The organism is Haloferax marinum, assembly GCF_009674625.1.
GTDB classification, from domain to species: domain Archaea; phylum Halobacteriota; class Halobacteria; order Halobacteriales; family Haloferacaceae; genus Haloferax; species Haloferax marinum.
This window is the reverse complement of record NZ_WKJQ01000001.1, coordinates 2,175,537-2,194,106: the sequence shown is the minus strand read 5'-3', so window position 1 is coordinate 2,194,106 and position 18,570 is coordinate 2,175,537. Positions and strand designations below refer to the sequence as shown.

Genomic DNA, 18,570 nt, shown 5'->3' with positions numbered 1-18,570 from the left:
ATATAGGCTCAGTACACCTAACGTTGCTGGGTGTGTGCACACCACATCCACTGCCGTGACTGTCTCGAACTCTGAGAGACCGTCCACGACGGTGTGAGTCGTGAACGCGTTCCCAGGCGTTTTTGTCGTTCGACAACCCCGTACCGGATATGAACGCGGACGTCCAGCGCGAGGCGGTCTACGGCGCACCGCCAGAGATGCTGGCTGTACGAGACGACCTGACACCGATGCTCTCGCAGTACGCCGACCTCTGTGAGTCGCACGACGACGCCCTCGTGTTGTTTCAGGTCGGTGATTTCTACGAGGCGTTCTGTGGGGCCGCCGAGACAGTCGCGCGGACCTGTGAGGTAGCACTCACGAAGCGCGAAGACTCGACGGGAACGTGGCCGATGGCGGGTATCCCCATCGACAACGCGGCCGGCTATCTCGAACGACTGCTCGACGCTGGCTATCGAGTCGCGCTCGCAGACCAGGTCGAAGACGCCTCCGAAGCGTCGGGATTGGTCGACCGCGCCGTCACGCAACTCATCACTCCCGGAACCGTCGTCGACGAAGAACTCCTCGAAGCGGGACGGGCGACCTACCTCGGTGCCGTCGCTCGCGACGGCGACACCTACGGCGTCTCGATGGTCGACGTCTCGACTGGCGAATGTCTCGTCACGGGCGCAGACCGCGCACTCGCACTCGAAGAACTGGAGCGTCTCGCACCGGCAGAACTCGTCGTCGGTCCCGACTGCGACCTCCCGTCGCTGTCGTTCGACCCGATGGAGACGCCCTTCGACGCCGACGCCTTCGACACCGAGGCGGCCCGTGAGACGCTGTCGGCGTACGCACCACGCCCCGAGGCAGTGGTCGACTCTCCCGCCGAACTGCGAGCGGTCGGCGCACTCCTCGCGTACGCCGAGTACGCACAGGGCGACACGAAACTGGAGTACGTCACGCGCGTCACCCGATTCGACCCACGCGAGTTCCTCCAACTCGACGCGACGGCGATTCGAAGCCTCGAACTGTTCGACTCACGGAGCGCCCGCGCCGGCAGTACCCTCTTTTCGGTCCTCGACGAGACGGCCTGTGCAATCGGTCGTCGCCGACTCGAATCGTGGCTTCGACGACCACTGGTCGACCGAGACGCCATCGACGCGCGATTGGACGCCGTCGATGCCCTCGCCGCCGACGCACTCTCGCGGGCAGACCTCCGCGACGCTCTCTCGTCGGTGTACGACCTCGAACGACTCGTCGCCCGCATCTCGCGTGAGCGCGCCAGCGCCCGTGACCTGCGCTCGCTGAAGACCACACTCGACCGCGTGCCCGAGATTCGGGAGACGCTCGCTGGCGTGGATTCGGGGCTCCTCACCGACCTTCGCGAGTCGCTGGACGAACTCGAAGACGTCCGCGACCACATCGGCCGTGCGATCGTCGAAGACCCGCCACAGGAGATTACCGACGGCGGCGTCATCGCGGCGGGATACGACGCCGAACTCGACGAACTTCGAGGGACGGCCGAAGACGGCCGCGAGTGGGTCGCGAACCTCGAAGCACACGAACAGGAGCGAACCGGTATCGACTCGCTCGAAGTCGGCTACAATCAGGTCCACGGCTACTACATCGAGGTGACGAACCCCAACCTCGACCGGGTGCCCGACGACTACGTCCGCCGGCAGACGCTGAAGAACTCCGAGCGCTTCTACACGCCCGAGTTGAAAGAGCGCGAAGACGAGATTCTCCGGGCCGCAGACCGGGCAGACAGTCTCGAATACGACCTGTTCTGCGAGGTTCGCGCGGACGTCGCCGAGGAGTCAGAACGCATTCAGGCAGTCGCAGACGCGCTCGCCGACATCGACGTGCTCCGAACGCTCGCCGACGTGGCCGTCGCCAACGACTACGTTCGACCGGCGTTCCACGACGGCGGGAGGTCGCCCGAGTCCGAGGGAGACGCTGGTATCGAAATCGACGCCGGCCGCCATCCCGTGGTCGAACGCACCCAAGACGAGTTCGTCCCGAACCCCATCTCGCTTCCACAGGGTGGGGTCGCGCTCATCACCGGGCCGAACATGTCGGGGAAATCGACGTACATGCGGCAGGTCGCCCTCGTCTGCATCCTCGCACAGATGGGGAGTTTCGTCCCCGCGAAGGCCGCTCGACTGCCGGTCGTCGACCGCGTGTTCACTCGCGTCGGTGCGTCCGACGACATCGCCGGCGGGCAATCGACGTTCATGCGCGAGATGAGCGAGTTGACGGAGATTCTCCACAACGCCACCGACGACTCGCTCGTCCTCTTGGACGAAGTCGGCAGAGGGACCTCGACGGCAGACGGTCTCGCTATCGCTCGTGCCGCCACCGAGTTCGTCCACGACGAAGTCGGCGCGATGACGCTCTTCGCGACTCACTATCACGACCTGACCGACACCGCCGACGAACGCGACGGCGTGTTCAACCTCCACTTCACCGCCACGCAGACCGACGGCGACGTCACGTTCCTCCACAGCGTCGCCGACGGCCCATCCTCGTCGTCCTACGGTGTCGAAGTCGCCCATCTGGCAGGTGTTCCTTCGACCGTGGTCGAACGTGCGCGACGTCTCGTGGAGGCCAACACAGCAGCGACCGCAACAGACGCCGCAACCGACGAAACGACAGACGCCGCAACCGACGAAACGACAGACGCCGCAACCGACCAAGGTTCATATACGAAGACGGGGCCAGGTCCAGACCGCACCGAACCCAATCCCCAACAGGACGGAACGCTCGCCGCCTACGTCGATGGACTGGAGAACGGCCAGCACACGAACGACGGAACCGACCCCGAAGCAACCGGCCTCGAATCCGACTCCGAAGCAACCGGCCTCGAACCCGACTCCGAAGCTGACCGCGTCGCCCGAGCGGTCGCCGACCAACTCCGTGCGGCCGACCTCGTGGATACGACGCCGTTGGAGGCGCTGAACCTCCTCTCGGAGCTCAAGCGGAGACTCGAATGATTCACCAACTCGACCGGGAGACCCGTGCGAAAATCGCCGCCGGAGAGGTGGTCACCCGACCGGCGAGCGTCGTCGTCGAACTCGTCGAGAACGCGCTCGACGCCGGCGCCGAGACGGTCGAAATCGACGTCGGTGGCGACGGAACAGAACGAATCCGCGTCGTCGACGACGGTCACGGGATGTCCGAGTCGGACGCCGAACTCGCCGTCGGACGCCACACGACGAGCAAACTGAGTGACGCGGCCGACCTCGAGACGGTCGAGACACTCGGCTTTCGCGGCGAGGCCCTGCCGAGCATCGCCGCCGTCGCCAGACTCGAACTGACGACCAACACCGGGACGCCGCGAGGAACACGCGTCGTGGTCGAAGACGGCGAACCGACCGTCTCGCCCGCGGGGCGCGCTCGTGGAACGACGGTCGAAGTCACCGACCTGTTCGCCGACCGACCCGCCCGAAAGAAGGCGCTCGCGTCGGCCAAAACCGAGTTCGCCCGTCTCTCAGGAGTCGTGACGCGGTACGCGCTCACCCGACCGGACGTTCGGTTCGTCCTCAGACACGACGGACACGAGACGCTCACGACGCCCGGCACGGACCGCTTCAGCGACGCGATGCTCGCGGTGTACGGCCGCGACGCCGCGAGTCACGCGTCGACGTTCGACGCGAGTCAGCAGGTGACCGCCGCAGGCGAGACAGTCACCGTCGGTATCGACGGACTGCTCTGTTACCCCGACGTGACCCGTGCGCGACGCGACCACGTTCACGTCTCGGTCAACGGCCGCGCCGTCGCAGACGCACGAGTCAAGCGGGCGGTGGCCGACGGCTACGGGACGCTCCTTCCGGATGGCCGCGAACCGCTGGGTGTCGTTCGCGTCTCACTGCCGCCAGCGTGGGTCGACCACAACGTCCATCCAGCGAAAGAGAACGTCGAGTTCAGAGACACCGACGCAGTCGCGACGGCAGTCGAAGCGAGCGTCCGCGACGCCCTCTCGACTGCTGACTTGCGACGGAGCGGCGAGTTGTCGATGGACCTCGACACGTCGCTCCACCCCGTGGAGGCGAGTTCGGTCTTCGACGACGTGCGCGTCATCGGCCGATTCCGTCGTCTCTATCTGCTCTGTGAGGCCGGCGACGAGCTACTCGTCGTCGACCAGCACGCCGCACACGAGCGCGTGAACTACGAACGACTCCAGGCGGCCACAAAGTCGGCGGGTATCGACTCGGTCCCCATCGACCCACCGGCGAGTGTGTCGCTCACGTCGACCGACGCGGCGCTCTTAGAAGCGAACCGCGGCGTCGTCGAGAATCTGGGCTTCCGCATCGACGAGTTCGGCGGCGACACGTATCGCGTCGAGGCGGTTCCCGCACCACTCGGCCGCCCGTTCGCACCCGACGCACTGGCCGACGTCGTCGCGGACGTTGCCGCCGGCGACACGACCGACCCGAGAGACGAGGTGCTCAAAGAACTGGCGTGCCATCCGTCGATAAAAGCCGGTGACGACCTCTCGGACGAGGATGCGACGCGACTGGTCGAGCGTCTCGGGTCGTGCGAGACGCCCTACACCTGTCCGCACGGTCGGCCCACGATACTGGCTATCGACGAATCGACGTTCGTGCGGGGGTTCGGCCGGCGGAGTGGGCGGCAGGAGTAGGAAAAAGAGCGCGAACCGAGCAGTCACCAGTCCTTGCACTCCGCACAGACGTACTCCTCGTCGTCGAGCCACGTCTTTTCGACCGAGTCGCCGCACTGCGGGCAGGTCGTTCCCGTCGGCGTCCAGCGATAGGTTGCGAGCGTGTCTACGTCCGGTTCTGACTCCGAACGTGTGGCCTCGCCAGTCGTCTCGGACGCTGGTTCCTCGGCGTCTCCTCTCTCGTCTTCCGTCGCCTCCTCGTCGGTGCTGCCGCCGGCGAAGTCGTCGAGCGAACGATTCGGCATGACGCACTCTCTGGGCGGACGTCCCTTATCGGTGCCGACCCGAGGCGTGCGAAACCCACACAATCAATACCCCCGAATCCCGATTCTCGCGTATGCCTACACTCACGGATTTCGTCATCGCGCTCCTCCAGAGCGTCGTCGAACTGGTCATCAACTTCGTGGACGTGGCGCTGAACGACCCGCTCTCGCCGCTTCTCATGCTCGTCGGCGGTGCGTTCATCGTCCTCTCGGTCGGGATGTTCACCTACGTGACCCTCGGCGCACTCGCCGCCGAACTCGGTATCGGCGTTACGCCTGGCTCTCGCGGTACGCCTTCGCAGCGAGAGTAATCGCTTCTTCGAGGTCGGGACCGATTGGCGACCCGACCACGACGCCATCTGCATAGTCGAGCACTGCGGCCATCTGGTCGGTCACGTCGTCGGGCGTCCCGGCCATCGAGAAGGCGTCTATCATCTCGGGTGTGACGAGGCCGAACGCCTCGGAGAACGCGCCTGCAGAGATTTTCTCACCGATTTCGCCGGCGAGGTCGGCGTCGAGACCGTGTCTGTCGAGGACCGGCGGGGCCGCACCTGCCGTGATGAACGCGACTGGCGGGCGAGCGGCCTCTCGAGCAGCGTCCGCGTCTTCGGAGATGGAGACGCTGGCGTAGGCGGCGAGTGTGAAGTCGCCGCGTTCGTCGGGACGGTCCTCGCGGCCCATATCGACCTGCTCGCGGGCCCACGCGAGGTCGTCTGGGTGTGAGCCGTTGAACAGCAGGCCGTCTGCGTGTTTGCCCGCCATTCGACACATGTGCGGCCCCTCTCCACCGACGTAGACCGGCACCTCACCGGGCACGTCGAAGTTCAGACCGGCGTCGTTGGCTTCGAAGGTTCCGTCGTGGGTGACGCGCTCGCCGGCCCAGAGGTCCTGTGCGACTTTGAACGCCTCTAGGACGGAGCGGAGGCCACGCTGGTCTGCGAGGCCGAGGTTGCGGAGTGTCGAGGGGTCACCGGGGCCGATGCCGAGGAGGCCGCGACCACCGGACGCCTCTGCGACGGTCGCAACTTTGCCGGCGAGCGTGACGGGGTGCATCTCGTAGGGGTTGGCGACGCCGGGGCCGAGGCGGATGTCGTCCGTCTCGGCGGCGAGTCGTGCGAGGACCGCGAAGGGGTCGCGGTTGTTGTAGTGACACGAGACGAAAAGCGAGTCGTAGCCCTCGCGTTCGGCCTGCGTGCCCAGTTCGACGAGTCTATCGACCGGATGTTCCGGGGTGAGTTCGAGTCCGAGCATTGGTGTAGTGAAAATTGGGTCGAGGTCTCAGGTTGGTGTCTGAAAATCGGTTCGAGGTCTCAGGGGTCGTACGACCACTCGCGGAGTGCCTGCCGCACGAAGTCGCCGTCGACGTCGCGAAAGTGGGCGTCGCTCTCGCCGTGGTCGCCCCACTCGAATCCGCGGACGACGACGACCGGCGTCCCGTCTGCGCCTTCGCCCTGGACGAGGTTGGCCGCCGCCGCGAGTTCGTCCACGACGCTCTCGACGGTGACGCCGAGTTCGCGTCCGTCGCGGTCGGATTCGCCGCGCCAGTCTCTCGACGCGCTCATCCCGGCCCACCCGATGGCGACGCCGCGCTGGCCGTGTCTGAACGGTCTGCCGCAGGTGTCGGTGACGATGACCCGGTCGGCAGCGAGACCCTCGCGGATACGTTCGGCCGACTCGCTGGGTCGCTTCGGGAGCAACAGCAGGTCGTGGTCGGGAACGTTCGACCGGTCGATTCCGGCGTTGACGCCGACGTGGCCGAACCGCGTCTCCGTGAGGAGGAACGGTTCGTCCATCACGAGGTCGACGCTCTCTTCTAAGACCGCCTGCGCGAACCGTGGGTCCTTCTCGTCGCCGGTCAGGTCCGAGAGTCGGGCGGCGAGTTCGCGGGCCCGCGGTCCGGCCGGGAACGCTTCGAGGTCGGCGAACCGCCCTTCTGCCTTCGAGACGACCGTGGACGCGACACAGACCACGTCGTCAGGGCGAAGGTCGACGCGCTCCGAGACGAGCGCCGCGAGGTCGTCGCCCTCGCGTATCTCGGGGACGTCGGGGACGGGAAACAACTCCATATGAGACGGGAAGGCGACAGCAGTGAAAAACGACCGGGTGTTGGCGAACCGGGCCGGTATCGCAGGTCGTCACGTGCGTCGCTGGGAGGAAGGCAGGGTCGGTGGCGAGCGAGTCGGCTCCGAGTGAGTCGGTCAGTACCCACCGAATGAGTCGGTCAGGTACTGTTGACGACTTCGACCGAGAGGTCGCCGTTCTCGACGGTTGCGACCATCATCGTCGCTTCGTCGCCGGCATTGGCGGCCGTCGCGGTTCCGGGATTCAAGATTCGAACCCCGTTCGATACCTCGTCGATGACTTCGTGGATGTGGCCGGCGATGCCGATCGCGTCTTCGCCTGCCGCGTCTCTGACGATGTCAGCAACACGTTCACTGTAGCCGGTTCTCGTTCCTGTTCCGTGTGTGACGACGAACGTCACCCCATCTGCTTCGGCAACCTCGACGAACGGGAGATTTATCTCTGGAGGGTCGATGTTTCCGCACACGCCGACGAACTCTGCAGAGATGTCGCGGAGGTGTTCGAGTGTCTCTGGAGCGTCGTAATCGCCGGCATGGATCACGACGTCAGCGTTCCGAACCTGGTCTTCGACCCACTCGGGTATCGAACCAGCGCGGGAGGGGACGTGCGTATCGCTCAAAATAGCGAGTCGCATACTACTCTATCACCCCCAGTCTGGATAGTCGTTTTGTCAGTCGAAGCTGTAATTCTCGGTATGGCACACGTCGTAACCGCGTTTCTTCGTCACGGCGGGCGCATCCTGCTCACCCGGCGGAGCGACGAAGTCGGAAGCTACCCCGGAACGTGGGCAGGCGTATCTGGATATCTCGAAGGAGACCCAGCGGACGCCGTCGCCGACGCTCGTCGAGAACTGAAAGAAGAGGTGGGAGTGACGGACGCAACACTCGCCTGTGCGGGCCATCCACTGTCGATTACCGAAGGAGACCGCGAGTGGACCGTCCACCCGTTTTTGTTCGACGTACGGGACCGAGACATCGTCACGAACGAAGAACTCGCAGAGGTAGCGTGGGCCCACCCGACGGCGATTCTCGAACGAGAGACGGTTCCCGAACTGTGGGCGACCTACCGACACGTGGCCCCGACTGTCGACACCGTCCGCGAAGACGAGACGCACGGGTCGGCGTGGATATCGCTTCGGGCACTCGAGGTTCTCCGTGATGCTGCCGCCGAAGCGGAGTCGTGGGAAGTGGTGGTCTCGTTCGCACGACGACTCCGTGACGCTCGCCCCAGCATGACCGCCGTCGTCAATCGCGTGAATAGAGTGATGGCCGCCGCAGACGGGAATATCGAGACACTGCGCCGACGGGCCGAGACGGCAATCGACGACGCAGTCGTCGCAGACGAAGCGGCGGCGATGGAGGCAGCACGCCTCCTTCGGAACCGAAAATTCGACCGTGTCGCCACCCTCTCACGGTCCGGAACCGTCCTCGCTGCTCTCGAAGAGGCCACTGCTGCGGTCCTCGTCGGGGAGTCCCGACCTGGCGCAGAAGGCATCTCGGTCGCAGCGGAGGTGGCCACCCACGGCATCGACACCACACTGACCACCGACGCAGCTCTGCCCGGCCTCGTCGGCGACGGCGACTGCGACGCCGTCTTGGTGGGTGCCGACGCTGTTCTCTCGTCTGGTGCAGTCGTCAACAAAGTCGGAAGCTTCCCCGTCGCACTCGCCGCTCACCGCGCCGACGTCCCCGTCTTTGCAGTCTGTGCGAGAGACAAGATACGTGGTGACGACGAGTTCGTCGGCGAGGAAGGAGAGTCGCTCTACGACGGTGAGGCACCCGTGAGAACCCAAAACCCACTCTTCGAAGTCGTCCCCACCGACCTGGTGACGGGCGTCGTCACCGAAGACGGCGTGCTCGAATCAGGCGACGTGACGGCGGTTGCAGACGAACACGCTACGCTCGCGACGTGGGACGACACCGTCGGCGAGCGCAGACGCGGCGAAGAACCAAAGCGATGAGTTCACCGACAGCATCGCTCGACGCTCGTGAGAACGAGCAAAACACGTACCACGAACCCCATCTAATCCAACATATGAACGGTGGTCTAGACATTCGCGAGGGGTGGCGATGAACCGCAAGCGTACCGACTCGGCGGTCGGTCTGGTCGTCGCGGCAATCCTCGTCTTCGGCGGGGCGCTCAGTTGGCAGACCTACCAGCAGAGTCGCGCAGTCGACGGGATGATGGGGCCGATGATGGGGACGTCGATGAGCGGGGTCCACGGGACCAACCCACTGTGGTACGTGTTCGGGACGGTCCTCGTCGCGGGTGCTATCGGTGGGCTCTATCTCGCGTTCCGAGACGAACTCACGTCGGCAGACGGAGGCTTGCAACCCACCGGCGGTGATGCCACCGAGACTGCCAAACCGTCAGAAGCGACAGGGGTGGACGAGACGAAAGAGCAGACGGGGGCAACGGAGACAACGGAAACAGCGGAGACAACGGAAACAGCGGAGACAACGGAGGCAACGGAGACAACGGAAACAGCGGAGACAGCGGAGTCGGCGGCCGGTGCCGAATCGTCGACCGCCTCGAACAGACTGTCTCGGCCCCAGATACTCGACGTCCTCCCCGAAGACGAACGCCGCGTCCTCGAACCAGTGGTGACGTCACCCGGCATCACACAGATAGAACTCCGAGACAGGTCGAACTTCTCGAAGAGTAAAGTGAGTCAGACCGTGAGCGAACTCGAAAAACGTGGACTGTTGTACCGCGAGAAGCAGGGCCGCACCTACCGCATCTATCCGAGCGACGACCTGACGCAGAATCACGCCCAGTGACCGACACGCTGTTTTTCTGCCTTCCAGAGCGTCGAGACGGCGCATCTCGGGCAGTCACCGAGGTGGTCGAAGCCGAAACAGCAGAATTCACGAGCGATGAACGATTCCTTCCCTGAAAAACGCTCAAATCCCTCTATAAACGTTCTCGAACGTTCTCCTACGTCTGTTCACACCCAGAGAGATAACCACCGAGCCCCCCTACGAGAGAATGAGGCGAAAGACAATGACTTCCTTCAACATCGCACGCTGGTTCGTAGTGGCACTCGCAGTCGTCGGACTGGCGGTCGCTGCGCCCGTCGTCAGCGCGCACGGCACCGGCTCGACTGTCGGCGACGCGCCACCCTACGACGGAACCGCCGACGAATGGACCGCAGACGAATGGACCGAGTGGATGGAGGCGCACATGACCCAGCACATGGGACCCGGCGCAGTCGAGTGGATGGAATCCCACATGGGCGTCACCACAGAAGAGATGGGCCAGTTCATGGCTGACCGCAACCACCGAGGACCGACGACGGCTGGTCCCAGCGGCGTCTATCGTGGTGGGACGGCCGGTCCCGGTGGTATGTACGGCCACGGCGGTATGTACGGCCACGGCGGTATGTACGGTCCCGGCGGCATGTACGGCCACGGCGGTGCGTACGGTCCCGGCGGTATGTACGGTGCTGGCGGCACGTACGGTCAAGGCGGTATGTACGGTGCTGGCGGTACCTACGGTCCCGGCGGCATGTACGGCTCCGGCCACGGTTGCTAACGGCAGAGACGCTCGTTTCGGGACCCAGCCCCCGATTTACGCATCTGTTATTCCCATTCGGCACCTATCTCTGTAGAAGTGAGCGAGATGCTCGACACCAAACTACACCGACGACGCCTCATTATTTTTGCCGGAGCGGCGACGGTGACCGGGCTTGCGGGTTGCACGACCGCACCACCGACGGCGGACGAGGGGAGTGGTGCTGAGACGACACGGACGCCGACGGAAGCGGCAGCCATAGAGGGCGACGACGAGGGCGAACACCACGACGAAATGCCCCACGAAGACGGAGCTCCTCACGACGAAGGCGAGATTCACGAAGACGAAACCCCTCACGAGGAGGAAGGCCACATGCACGACGAAACGCTCGTGGGGCCGGTAGACCACGCCGACGTCGCCATGCTCTCTTCGAGTACGGGAGAACACTTCCAACCTCACATCTCGTGGGTCACCGTCGGTGGGACGGTCACCTGGACGAAAGAGAGCGGGATTCACTCGACGACGTCGTACTCACCGGAAAACGACAGGCCACGACTCACACCCGACGGTGTCGATTCGTGGGATAGCGGGTTCGTCGCCGAAGACGGGACGACGTTCGAACACACCTTCGAGAAAGAAGGCGTCTACCACTACTTCTGCATCCCGCACGAGTTCGTGGGCATGATCGGAAGCGTCATCGTCGGGAACCCAAACCCGGAGACGGAACCAGCACTGGCAGCCCCACCGGAGTCGTTACCCAGCGCTATCCGCGAACGCATCGCCGAACTCAACGAGATGATCGTTGCGGCACTCTCCGACGACGAGTGACCCCGCTCCAATGAGGTGGATTCTTCAGCCTCGAAATCTGAGGTCAACTCGGTGGCGATGAAGAAAGTTACCCCCACTTAGCCCCTTGTGATGATGGATTTCATCCGAGCCACCAACTTACGAAAACACCGAACAGCGCTATCGCGTAGTGTGCAGTACACGGAGAGTTACTCGACCGACGTGAGCCTGCAGTGGAGTCGCTGTCGTACTCGAGATTACTCGACTTTCGGCGTGAACTCCGTGACCGTCTCGAGTTCGAAGTCGTTCAGGAGGTTCGGTTCGTCTTTGATGGTCTCGATGACGAACTGAGAACTCGTCCGGACGACCTCGTCTATCTTCTCGAAGTCGGTGACCAGACGGCTGACCATATCGCGGTCTGTGAGGTTCGAGATGACGACGAAGTCGTTTTCGCCCATCGTGAAGTACACCTGGTTCACTCCTTCGATGGCTGCGAGTTTCTCGCCGACCTCGACGTGGTACGCTTCGTTGTACTCTGCGACGACCTGCGTGACGAGTGTAATCTCGAGTCCGAGTTTCTGGGCGTCGACGTCCAGAAGGTCGTTGATGAGAATCCCGTCTTCTTTGAGGTTCTTGATGCGGTAGTGAACAGTCGACTTTGGAATCCCAGTGTACTCAGAGATGTCTTCTGGGCTTCCCGTCCCGAGTGTCGCAATCGCCTTGAGAATACGCGCGTCGCGGTCGTCCATAGCCTCCGCACGTACCGCAGGAAGTTACGTTGTTCGAACGAGGGCCACAAAACCGGTCGAATAGTGAACTCAGTTCGACTCGCCAACAGACACCCCGGTCCAGTTCTGTGAGTCGACAGCGGACTGAGGGGGAGTCTACAACCCTGACCCATAGTAGAACTATAACCATATAGAAAAAAGATATTTAGGACTGTGTTTGGATAGTAATTCAATGTCTGAACAACAGCCAAGCGAACGACCGAATGCAGTCTCAAATTCGTCGGTCCTGTCGGCGTACGACGACCACGTAATGCCCATCTGGAAATCACTCAACGTCCCAGTGAAACGGGCTGCAGGCTGTACGCTCGAAGATTTCGACGGGAACGAGTACCTCGACGTCTTCTCCGGTATTTCGGTGGTGAACGTCGGTCACGGTAACGAGGCTGTCGTCGAGGCAGCGAAAGCACAACTCGACGAGTTCGTCCACGGCTGTTCGTACGTGCATCCAAACGAACCGGTCGCCGACCTGGCCGCGCGAATCGCCGAAATCACACCGGGCGACTTAGAGAAGACGTTCTTCTGTAACTCGGGGACAGAGGCTGTCGAAGGGGCAATCAAACTCGCGCGAAAGTACACAGGGTCGAAAGAAGTCGTCGCACTCGAGATGGGCTTTCACGGCCGCACGCTGGGAAGTCTCGCCCTGACAGGCAACAACTCGTACAAGAAGGGAATGGCTCCGACGCTCAACGACGTTGCACACACCGCGCCACCCTACGGCTACCGCTGTGCTCGGTGCGACGGCGACCAGTGTGACGCCAGTTGTGCCGACGAGTTAGAACGAGTCATCGGCTCCCACACCAGTGGCGACATCGCGGCAGTCGTCGTCGAACCGGTGATGGGCGAGGCAGGTATCGTCGTTCCGCCGGAAGGGTGGCTCGAGCGGGTTCAGGAGATTACACACGACCACGACGCGCTCCTCGTCGTCGACGAGGTTCAGACCGGATACGGGCGAACAGGTGAGCTGTTCGCGAGTAACCACTTCGACGTCGAACCGGACATCGTGACGCAAGCGAAAGGAATCGCAAACGGGCTTCCACTCGGTGCGTTCACTGCCTCCAAAGAGATTGCAGACGCATTCGAATCCGGCGACCACCTCTCGACGTTCGGTGGCAACCCCGTCGCGTGTGCCGCCGCGTTGGCGACCATCGACGAACTCGAAGGAGGAATCGTCGAACACGCACGAGAACAGGGCGAGTGGCTCGCGACTGAACTCCAAGCGCTCGAAGACGAGTTCGACGTCGTTGGACAGACCCGTGGACTCGGCTTGATGTGGGGTGTCGAACTCGTCGACCCTGAAGAGACAGGACCGCAAAACGTCTCTCCACGGCCGGATTCCGAACTCGCAGCAGCAGTCAGCAAACGGCTCCGTGAGGAGTCGAACGTCGTGATGGGTGTCGGTGGCTACTACAAGAACGTCATGCGGTTCCAGCCACCGCTGACCATCACGCGGAGCGAACTCGAACGTGCTGTCTCCGAACTACGTACTGCGCTCGAACACCTGAACTAAGAGTTCTGTTCGGGAGGGTGCGGCCGCTGAGACGAAGAACAGCCTACACGCACCCGCTTCGTCCGCACCAACTCTACAACGCGTCACGAATCGAGTCGAGTGCCAACTCGACGTCTTCGAGCGCAGCACCGAAGTCCGTGGTGACGGAATCGAACCGCACGACTTGGTGAGACGAGTCGTACGTCAGGAGACCAGCGTCGTCGAGTTTCGGGAGGTCGACGTGGTGTAACGTCACCAGCACCTCGTCGTCGATGGTTTCCTCGTGATTTGCGTCGGTCTGAGAGAGTTTGTCTGCGAGCGCAAAGAGCGTGATAGAGTCAGAATGAGAGCAGAGTTCGGTGAGAAGCGTTCGTCGGCGTTTCTCTCCCAGGACGTCGAATATCTCATCGGTAGACACGTCGTGCCGGTTCGATGGTCTCTTCGTGCTCATAGTTGGCACAACGAACGTTAGCCAGATAAGGGGGTAGTAAGACTTCGGTTGTAACAACAGCGGTTCTCGTTCTAGACACCCAGAGTGTCTCTTTGAGCGTCGTGAGTCCACAACTACCGTTCGAATGTGCGTTCACATTGAATATCCAACACAACGTATCGTTGTCATGGTGTCTTTCGATCGCGAACGAACAGAGGACAGAGCGGTCGAGCTCTTGACGGACCTCTCGTTGACGGATTACGAAGCCCGGACGTTTGTGGGGTTGCTCCGTCTGGGGAGAGGGAGCGCACGTGAGGTGAGTGATGTCGTCGAAGTGCCACGGTCCCGAGTGTACGACGCGGTCGAATCCCTCCACGAGATGGGACTCGTCGACATCCGGTACGGAACACCGAAGGAGTTCATTCCCGTCTCTCACGAGACGACTGTCCGGAAGTTCGTCGTGAGGTACGAAGACCTGACCCAAGAACTCTCCGACGTGCTGAACCAACTGAATCCCACAGGGCGGGAGACAGAACAGATTGGAGTCTGGACGGTCACCGGTTCGAAGAACATCACCCGTCGCGTCGTCGAGTTCATCAACGACGCAAAGGGTGAGATAATACTGATGAGTGACGAGGCGTTGCTGACCGACGAAATCACCGACGCGCTCGTGAGAGCCAAAGAAAAAGAGAGAGACGTCTACGTTACCGCCGTCGACAGCGAAACAGAGGACGTCGATTCGGTTCCCTCGGATTCGACCGTCGTCGAAACGTTCTGGACGTGGTCTAGGTCGCACATCTCTCGGATTTTGCTCGTCAACGACGAGGTTACCCTCGTAAGCGTCGAACAGCAAGTGGGCGACGGGGAGACCGCAGAAGTCGCAATCTGGGGTCGTGGGACGAAGAACAACCTCGTCGTCGTTCTTCGAACCATTCTCGCCGTCCAGTTCGGAGAAGACCGTGAAGCGTTCGAGACAGGAACAGCTAGTCTCGAGACGACAGACGACCCGACTGAAGCCAGTCCAGACACGGACGACAGGCCAGACGCGGACGGTCACGACGAGTAATCGTGAATTTTCTGGGTCTCCCCGCGTGTCGAAGACGCTCGGTGTCGGTGGAGAACACGAGGTTCTGAGATGAGAGATTCAGGGATGTGTAATTCAGAGATGAGTGATTCAGAGATGCCACTCTCCAGGGTCGGCGTGCGAAGCAGGCGCACGACCCCAACGTCGTTTCCCCGCCGACGCGCCCACGTGACGTATGGACAGACGGGCCTTCCTCGGAGTTCTCACGGGGGCGACTGCCGGTCTCGCGGGCTGTATCGAGGGGAGCGTTCGACCACCCATCGCCGGGTTTCCGGCCCCCGATAACCCGGACCCAGTGGTCACACACGGCTTTCCTGGGACCGTCTGTGGCGACCCTCCGAACCCATTCATCGGCATCGAGGCAGTTCTCGAACCGGCAGTCGGTCCCGATTGGGGCGGGTTGGCCGTCGCAGAGAAGTACCGCTTCGGCTACGAAGTCGGCCCCGGCCTCTCTGCAGACGCCTACGTCGTCGGCGTCGAGCGACAGGGTGCGGCCCGTGCGTATCCGCTTTCTATCCTCTGGTGGCACGAAGTCGTCAACGACACCCTCGGCGGCGACCCCGTACTCGTGACCTACTGCCCAATCTGCCAGTCGGGGATGGTCGCAGCGCGACGCGTCGGTGGCGTCGAGGCGCTGTTCCAGGTCTCCGGGCATCTCTGGCAGCCTCCTGCCATTTATAGCTTCGCTAGCGTCGAAGACGGGCGGACGTTTGGCGTGTCGGCCACGTCCGGCGAGACCGACGTCCGAAACTCGGGGAATCTCGTCCTCTACGACGAACAGACCGGAAGCTACTGGAGTCAACTGCTGGCGAGAGCAATCTGTGGGTCGCAGTCGGGCGAGCAGTTGCGCATCCTCCCTTCGACGGTGACGACGTGGGGTGAGTGGCGTGCCGAGCATCCAGAGACGGACGCGCTACTCCCGCCGCCGTGGTCGAAGACGGCGTAATCAGTCGGGTGGGGTGTACTCAGTCGGGTGCGGCCTACTCAGTCGAGTCCACGACGACCGGCGTGCTCGCGTGGCTGACGGGTCGCATGGTATCGTCGAAATCGGTGACAGGACGCGGGCGCAAGTTCCTTCGTCTATCAGTGTGACCCGTGGATATGCACCTCGAACGTCTCGCAGTAGACCCATCGGTCGGCCTCGCGATGCCACCACAGCGACTCGTCGACGCGCTCTCTGACCTCGACGTCCCGGTCGAACTCGTCGACGAAGACGAACAGTTCGGCCCCGGCGACGCCATCGTCTCGTTCGGTCACCGAGACTCGTTTATCGACGCAGACTGGGTCCACTGCGTCCGCGCTGGCTACGACGAGTTCCCAGTCGGCGTCTACGACGAAGCGGGCACGTATCTCACCAACAGCACCGGAATCCACGGGACGACGGTCGGTGAGACGGTCATCGGCTATCTCCTCACCATCGCCCGCCGACTCCACGTGTATCGCGACGCACAACACGACCACGAGTGGACCCGCCCGCGCTACGAAGAACCGTTCACACTGAAGGACGAGCGGGTTTGCGTCGTCGGACTCGGGACGCTGGGCCGGGGCGTCGTAGACCGGGCCGCCGCTCTCGGCATGGACGTCGTCGGCGTTCGCCGGTCAGGCGACCCCGTCGAGAACGTCTCGTCGGTCTACACGCCGGACCGTCTCCACGAAGCTATCGAAGACGCACGGTTCGTCGTGCTGGCGACGCCGTTGACCACGGAGACAGAAGGGATGATTTCCGCACCGGAGTTCGAGGCGATGCGTGACGACGCCTCCCTCGTGAACGTCGCTCGCGGCCCTGTCGTCGACGAAGACGACCTCGTCACGGCACTCGAAAACGAGACGATTGCCGGTGCCGCAATCGACGCGTTCACGGAAGAACCGCTCCCCGAATCGTCGCCGCTGTGGGATTTCGACGAAGTCGTGCTCACGCCACACGTCGCTGCGGCCACGAGCAAGTATCACGAAGACATCGCCCAGTTAGTCCGGGAGAACGTCGAACACGTCGCGGCCGACGAGGCGCTCACGAACCGCGTGGTCTGAATCGGGCGCAACTGCGGTGAGTGAGGTGCGAAACTGCGGCGACCGAAGAACGCGGTGAGGTGCGAAACTGCGGTGAGTGAGAAAAGCCGGTTCAGACGAACTTGAACAGGTCGTCGCGGCCCTGTTCGTGGAGATGCGTCCGGAGCGCGTCTTCGAGGTTCGAGATGTCGCCGCGCTTTGCGGTAATCGGGGCGATGACGTTCCGCCACTGTTTCCACGGCGGGAACAGTCCGAGACGGTCACAGAGTTCGTTCAGTCGTTCGTCTCGGTCGCCGACTTTGTCCATCTTGTTCACCGCGACGACGGTCGGAATCTCGAGTTCGTCGAGGAAGTAGAACATCTCTACGTCGTGCGGAATGGAGTCGTCGGTGGTGTGTCGGTCGATGATGTCGACGACGCTCTTTCCATCCACGACGAGGACCGCCGCGAGGATGTCGTCGGCGTTCTCTTCGATGTAGCGGACGATGTCGGTCTTGATCGCCTCACGGGTGTCTGCTTCGACACCGGACATGAACCCGAACCCCGGAAGGTCGGTGAACATGAACTTCTCTGCGGTCCAGTCGAAATGGTTCGGTTTGCGGGTGACACCCGGTTTCTTCCCCGTCGTGAACTTGCTGTGGCCCGTCAGTTCTCGCATCAGGGTAGACTTGCCCACGTTCGACCGGCCGACGAGAATGATTTCGTCGCGATTCGGTCGGTCTTCGAACATACCCGGAGTTCGGTATCACGACAGATAAGAGAGACGGAACCGATTCGGCGACACTCGCAGTTACGACTCGACCGAGCGCATCAGACGAGTATCACGAGACGGGGACTCCCCCACGGAGTGTCCCAACTCGTGTCTCAACACGCGTCCATATTCCACCCTGCACGAACGTGTCGGGTAGGTCGTTTCCACCCTAGACGAACGCGTCGGGTAGGTCGTTGGGGTTGTTCTCCAACAGTTCGAGCATTGGTTCGATTTCCCCGAACCGCGGACCTTTCTCGATGGCACCGTCTTCGCGGTTCCACGAGACGTACCCGGCACTATCGAGTTTCGGGAGATGAAGGTGGAACAGCTCCACCTCCAGCTCATCGTGGTCGTTGGTACCACCATCTGCAACGACCTTCGTCGCCCCACCGAGGCGTGCGACGTGTCCGTGACGGAGTTGCTTTAGCAACCGTCGTCGTCGGACATTCCTGAGGGCGTCGAGCGCCTCGTCGAGGCGGGGGGTAGCGGACACTGCCATCGTCATCGTCCCCACTTCATCCAAATGGGTGATTCCGGGCGTTCGGAAGACGCCGATGCAGTACGCCCGTCGATGGATTCCGACGGATGTCTCGAAGCGAACCGTCGAGACACGAACGTCTCTTTGGTCCGTCTCTGGACGGTCCTGTTCGACACATCTTTGTACGCAGTCGTGCCCCCACGGCACTGGTTGGTTGCGTACAATCGTCGATGGTTGTTTGT

19 protein-coding genes are annotated in these 18,570 nt (G+C 62.6%); 11 read left to right on the top strand and 8 right to left on the bottom strand.

Annotation, left to right across the window (positions count from 1 at the left end):
* Positions 1 to 149: 149 nt before the first annotated feature.
* Together mutS and mutL are read left to right on the top strand one after the other, a co-directional pair.
* On the top strand, positions 150 to 2,972 hold the full coding sequence (mutS, locus tag GJR99_RS11125) for a DNA mismatch repair protein MutS (RefSeq protein ID WP_151112148.1): 2,823 nt from the start codon (positions 150 to 152) through the stop codon (positions 2,970 to 2,972).
* Complete coding sequence (gene mutL / locus GJR99_RS11120) at positions 2,969 to 4,621, top strand: DNA mismatch repair endonuclease MutL (protein ID WP_151112146.1); 1,653 nt, start codon at positions 2,969 to 2,971, stop codon at positions 4,619 to 4,621. Before mutS ends, mutL begins: the two co-directional genes overlap by 4 nt.
* 23 nt (positions 4,622 to 4,644) lie before the next feature.
* Here the strand turns inward: mutL and GJR99_RS11115 are convergent, their stop codons facing one another.
* Positions 4,645 to 4,905 carry a DUF7573 domain-containing protein gene (locus GJR99_RS11115; protein ID WP_151112143.1) on the bottom strand — a complete coding sequence of 87 codons (261 nt, stop codon included), beginning with the start codon at positions 4,903 to 4,905 and terminating at the stop codon, positions 4,645 to 4,647.
* 92 nt (positions 4,906 to 4,997) lie between these two features.
* Here GJR99_RS11115 and GJR99_RS11110 point away from each other — a divergent pair, with 92 nt between their 5' ends.
* Complete coding sequence (locus tag GJR99_RS11110) at positions 4,998 to 5,234, top strand: hypothetical protein (RefSeq protein ID WP_151112141.1); 237 nt, start codon at positions 4,998 to 5,000, stop codon at positions 5,232 to 5,234.
* Here GJR99_RS11110 and GJR99_RS11105 read toward each other — a convergent pair.
* The 3 genes from GJR99_RS11105 to GJR99_RS11095 all read right to left on the bottom strand — a co-directional run bounded on the left by GJR99_RS11105 (position 5,194) and on the right by GJR99_RS11095 (position 7,639).
* Positions 5,194 to 6,174 (bottom strand): 5,10-methylenetetrahydromethanopterin reductase, encoded by a 981-nt coding sequence (locus GJR99_RS11105; RefSeq protein ID WP_151112139.1) that lies wholly within the window; start codon positions 6,172 to 6,174, stop codon positions 5,194 to 5,196. The genes GJR99_RS11110 and GJR99_RS11105 overlap by 41 nt on opposite strands.
* A 59-nt stretch (positions 6,175 to 6,233) precedes the next feature.
* Positions 6,234 to 6,989, bottom strand: a complete 756-nt coding sequence (locus tag GJR99_RS11100) for a coenzyme F420-0:L-glutamate ligase (RefSeq protein WP_151112137.1) — start codon at positions 6,987 to 6,989, stop codon at positions 6,234 to 6,236.
* A gap of 155 nt (positions 6,990 to 7,144) precedes the next feature.
* Positions 7,145 to 7,639 (bottom strand): metallophosphoesterase family protein, encoded by a 495-nt coding sequence (locus GJR99_RS11095; protein WP_151112135.1) that lies wholly within the window; start codon positions 7,637 to 7,639, stop codon positions 7,145 to 7,147.
* A gap of 60 nt (positions 7,640 to 7,699) precedes the next feature.
* Between GJR99_RS11095 and GJR99_RS11090 the strand changes: the two genes are divergently transcribed.
* The 4 genes from GJR99_RS11090 (at position 7,700) to GJR99_RS11075 (ending at position 11,346) form a co-directional block, all read left to right on the top strand.
* Positions 7,700 to 8,965, top strand: coding sequence for an NUDIX domain-containing protein (locus GJR99_RS11090; protein WP_151112133.1), 1,266 nt, complete (start codon positions 7,700 to 7,702; stop codon positions 8,963 to 8,965).
* A 109-nt stretch (positions 8,966 to 9,074) separates the two neighbouring features.
* The gene (locus tag GJR99_RS11085) at positions 9,075 to 9,785 is read left to right on the top strand and encodes a helix-turn-helix transcriptional regulator (RefSeq protein ID WP_151112131.1); all 711 of its coding nucleotides are present in this window, start codon (positions 9,075 to 9,077) and stop codon (positions 9,783 to 9,785) included.
* A gap of 223 nt (positions 9,786 to 10,008) precedes the next feature.
* Entirely contained in the window at positions 10,009 to 10,539 is a 531-nt protein-coding gene (locus tag GJR99_RS11080) for a hypothetical protein (RefSeq protein WP_151112129.1), read from the top strand.
* A 144-nt stretch (positions 10,540 to 10,683) separates the two neighbouring features.
* The gene (locus GJR99_RS11075; RefSeq protein ID WP_225317616.1) at positions 10,684 to 11,346 is read left to right on the top strand and encodes a cupredoxin domain-containing protein; all 663 of its coding nucleotides are present in this window, start codon (positions 10,684 to 10,686) and stop codon (positions 11,344 to 11,346) included.
* Between the two features lie 215 nt (positions 11,347 to 11,561).
* On the opposite strand, the gene GJR99_RS11070 is transcribed toward GJR99_RS11075, so the two are convergent.
* Complete coding sequence (locus tag GJR99_RS11070; RefSeq protein ID WP_151112127.1) at positions 11,562 to 12,053, bottom strand: Lrp/AsnC family transcriptional regulator; 492 nt, start codon at positions 12,051 to 12,053, stop codon at positions 11,562 to 11,564.
* A 211-nt stretch (positions 12,054 to 12,264) separates the two neighbouring features.
* Here GJR99_RS11070 and GJR99_RS11065 point away from each other — a divergent pair, with 211 nt between their 5' ends.
* Entirely contained in the window at positions 12,265 to 13,599 is a 1,335-nt protein-coding gene (locus GJR99_RS11065; protein WP_151112125.1) for an aspartate aminotransferase family protein, read from the top strand.
* A 73-nt stretch (positions 13,600 to 13,672) separates the two neighbouring features.
* Here GJR99_RS11065 and GJR99_RS11060 read toward each other — a convergent pair whose 3' ends face one another.
* Positions 13,673 to 14,029, bottom strand: a complete 357-nt coding sequence (locus GJR99_RS11060; protein ID WP_151112123.1) for a DUF7344 domain-containing protein — start codon at positions 14,027 to 14,029, stop codon at positions 13,673 to 13,675.
* Positions 14,030 to 14,195: 166 nt separating this feature from the next.
* Here GJR99_RS11060 and GJR99_RS11055 point away from each other — a divergent pair, with 166 nt between their 5' ends.
* The 3 genes from GJR99_RS11055 (at position 14,196) to ddh (ending at position 17,120) form a co-directional block, all read left to right on the top strand.
* Positions 14,196 to 15,074: a TrmB family transcriptional regulator gene (locus GJR99_RS11055; RefSeq protein WP_151112121.1), complete on the top strand. Its 879-nt coding sequence runs from the start codon at positions 14,196 to 14,198 to the stop codon at positions 15,072 to 15,074.
* A gap of 193 nt (positions 15,075 to 15,267) precedes the next feature.
* Positions 15,268 to 16,038, top strand: a complete 771-nt coding sequence (locus GJR99_RS11050; RefSeq protein WP_151112119.1) for a DUF3179 domain-containing (seleno)protein — start codon at positions 15,268 to 15,270, stop codon at positions 16,036 to 16,038.
* A gap of 155 nt (positions 16,039 to 16,193) precedes the next feature.
* On the top strand, positions 16,194 to 17,120 hold the full coding sequence (gene ddh, locus GJR99_RS11045; RefSeq protein ID WP_151112117.1) for a D-2-hydroxyacid dehydrogenase: 927 nt from the start codon (positions 16,194 to 16,196) through the stop codon (positions 17,118 to 17,120).
* Positions 17,121 to 17,211: 91 nt separating this feature from the next.
* Here ddh and engB read toward each other — a convergent pair whose 3' ends face one another.
* Together engB and GJR99_RS11035 are read right to left on the bottom strand one after the other, a co-directional pair.
* Entirely contained in the window at positions 17,212 to 17,829 is a 618-nt protein-coding gene (gene engB / locus GJR99_RS11040; protein ID WP_151112115.1) for a GTP-binding protein EngB, read from the bottom strand.
* Between the two features lie 190 nt (positions 17,830 to 18,019).
* Positions 18,020 to 18,349 (bottom strand): DUF7344 domain-containing protein, encoded by a 330-nt coding sequence (locus GJR99_RS11035; RefSeq protein ID WP_151112113.1) that lies wholly within the window; start codon positions 18,347 to 18,349, stop codon positions 18,020 to 18,022.
* Between the last annotated feature and the right edge of the window lie 221 nt (positions 18,350 to 18,570).

Excerpts from the sequence above, each read along its gene's own strand:
- GJR99_RS11085 (WP_151112131.1), top strand. The coding sequence starts at position 9,075 with ATGAACCGCAAGCGTACCGACTCGGCGGTCGGTCTGGTCGTCGCGGCA.
- ddh (WP_151112117.1), top strand. The coding sequence starts at position 16,194 with ATGCACCTCGAACGTCTCGCAGTAGACCCATCGGTCGGCCTCGCGATG.
- GJR99_RS11100 (WP_151112137.1), bottom strand. The coding sequence starts at position 6,989 with ATGGAGTTGTTTCCCGTCCCCGACGTCCCCGAGATACGCGAGGGCGAC.
- GJR99_RS11070 (WP_151112127.1), bottom strand. The coding sequence starts at position 12,053 with ATGGACGACCGCGACGCGCGTATTCTCAAGGCGATTGCGACACTCGGG.
- GJR99_RS11080 (WP_151112129.1), top strand. The coding sequence starts at position 10,009 with ATGACTTCCTTCAACATCGCACGCTGGTTCGTAGTGGCACTCGCAGTC.
- mutS (WP_151112148.1), top strand. The coding sequence starts at position 150 with ATGAACGCGGACGTCCAGCGCGAGGCGGTCTACGGCGCACCGCCAGAG.
- mutL (WP_151112146.1), top strand. The coding sequence starts at position 2,969 with ATGATTCACCAACTCGACCGGGAGACCCGTGCGAAAATCGCCGCCGGA.
- GJR99_RS11095 (WP_151112135.1), bottom strand. The coding sequence starts at position 7,639 with ATGCGACTCGCTATTTTGAGCGATACGCACGTCCCCTCCCGCGCTGGT.
- engB (WP_151112115.1), bottom strand. The coding sequence starts at position 17,829 with ATGTTCGAAGACCGACCGAATCGCGACGAAATCATTCTCGTCGGCCGG.
- GJR99_RS11090 (WP_151112133.1), top strand. The coding sequence starts at position 7,700 with ATGGCACACGTCGTAACCGCGTTTCTTCGTCACGGCGGGCGCATCCTG.
- GJR99_RS11035 (WP_151112113.1), bottom strand. The coding sequence starts at position 18,349 with ATGGCAGTGTCCGCTACCCCCCGCCTCGACGAGGCGCTCGACGCCCTC.
- GJR99_RS11055 (WP_151112121.1), top strand. The coding sequence starts at position 14,196 with ATGGTGTCTTTCGATCGCGAACGAACAGAGGACAGAGCGGTCGAGCTC.
- GJR99_RS11115 (WP_151112143.1), bottom strand. The coding sequence starts at position 4,905 with ATGCCGAATCGTTCGCTCGACGACTTCGCCGGCGGCAGCACCGACGAG.
- GJR99_RS11065 (WP_151112125.1), top strand. The coding sequence starts at position 12,265 with ATGTCTGAACAACAGCCAAGCGAACGACCGAATGCAGTCTCAAATTCG.
- GJR99_RS11110 (WP_151112141.1), top strand. The coding sequence starts at position 4,998 with ATGCCTACACTCACGGATTTCGTCATCGCGCTCCTCCAGAGCGTCGTC.
- GJR99_RS11105 (WP_151112139.1), bottom strand. The coding sequence starts at position 6,174 with ATGCTCGGACTCGAACTCACCCCGGAACATCCGGTCGATAGACTCGTC.
- GJR99_RS11050 (WP_151112119.1), top strand. The coding sequence starts at position 15,268 with ATGGACAGACGGGCCTTCCTCGGAGTTCTCACGGGGGCGACTGCCGGT.
- GJR99_RS11060 (WP_151112123.1), bottom strand. The coding sequence starts at position 14,029 with ATGAGCACGAAGAGACCATCGAACCGGCACGACGTGTCTACCGATGAG.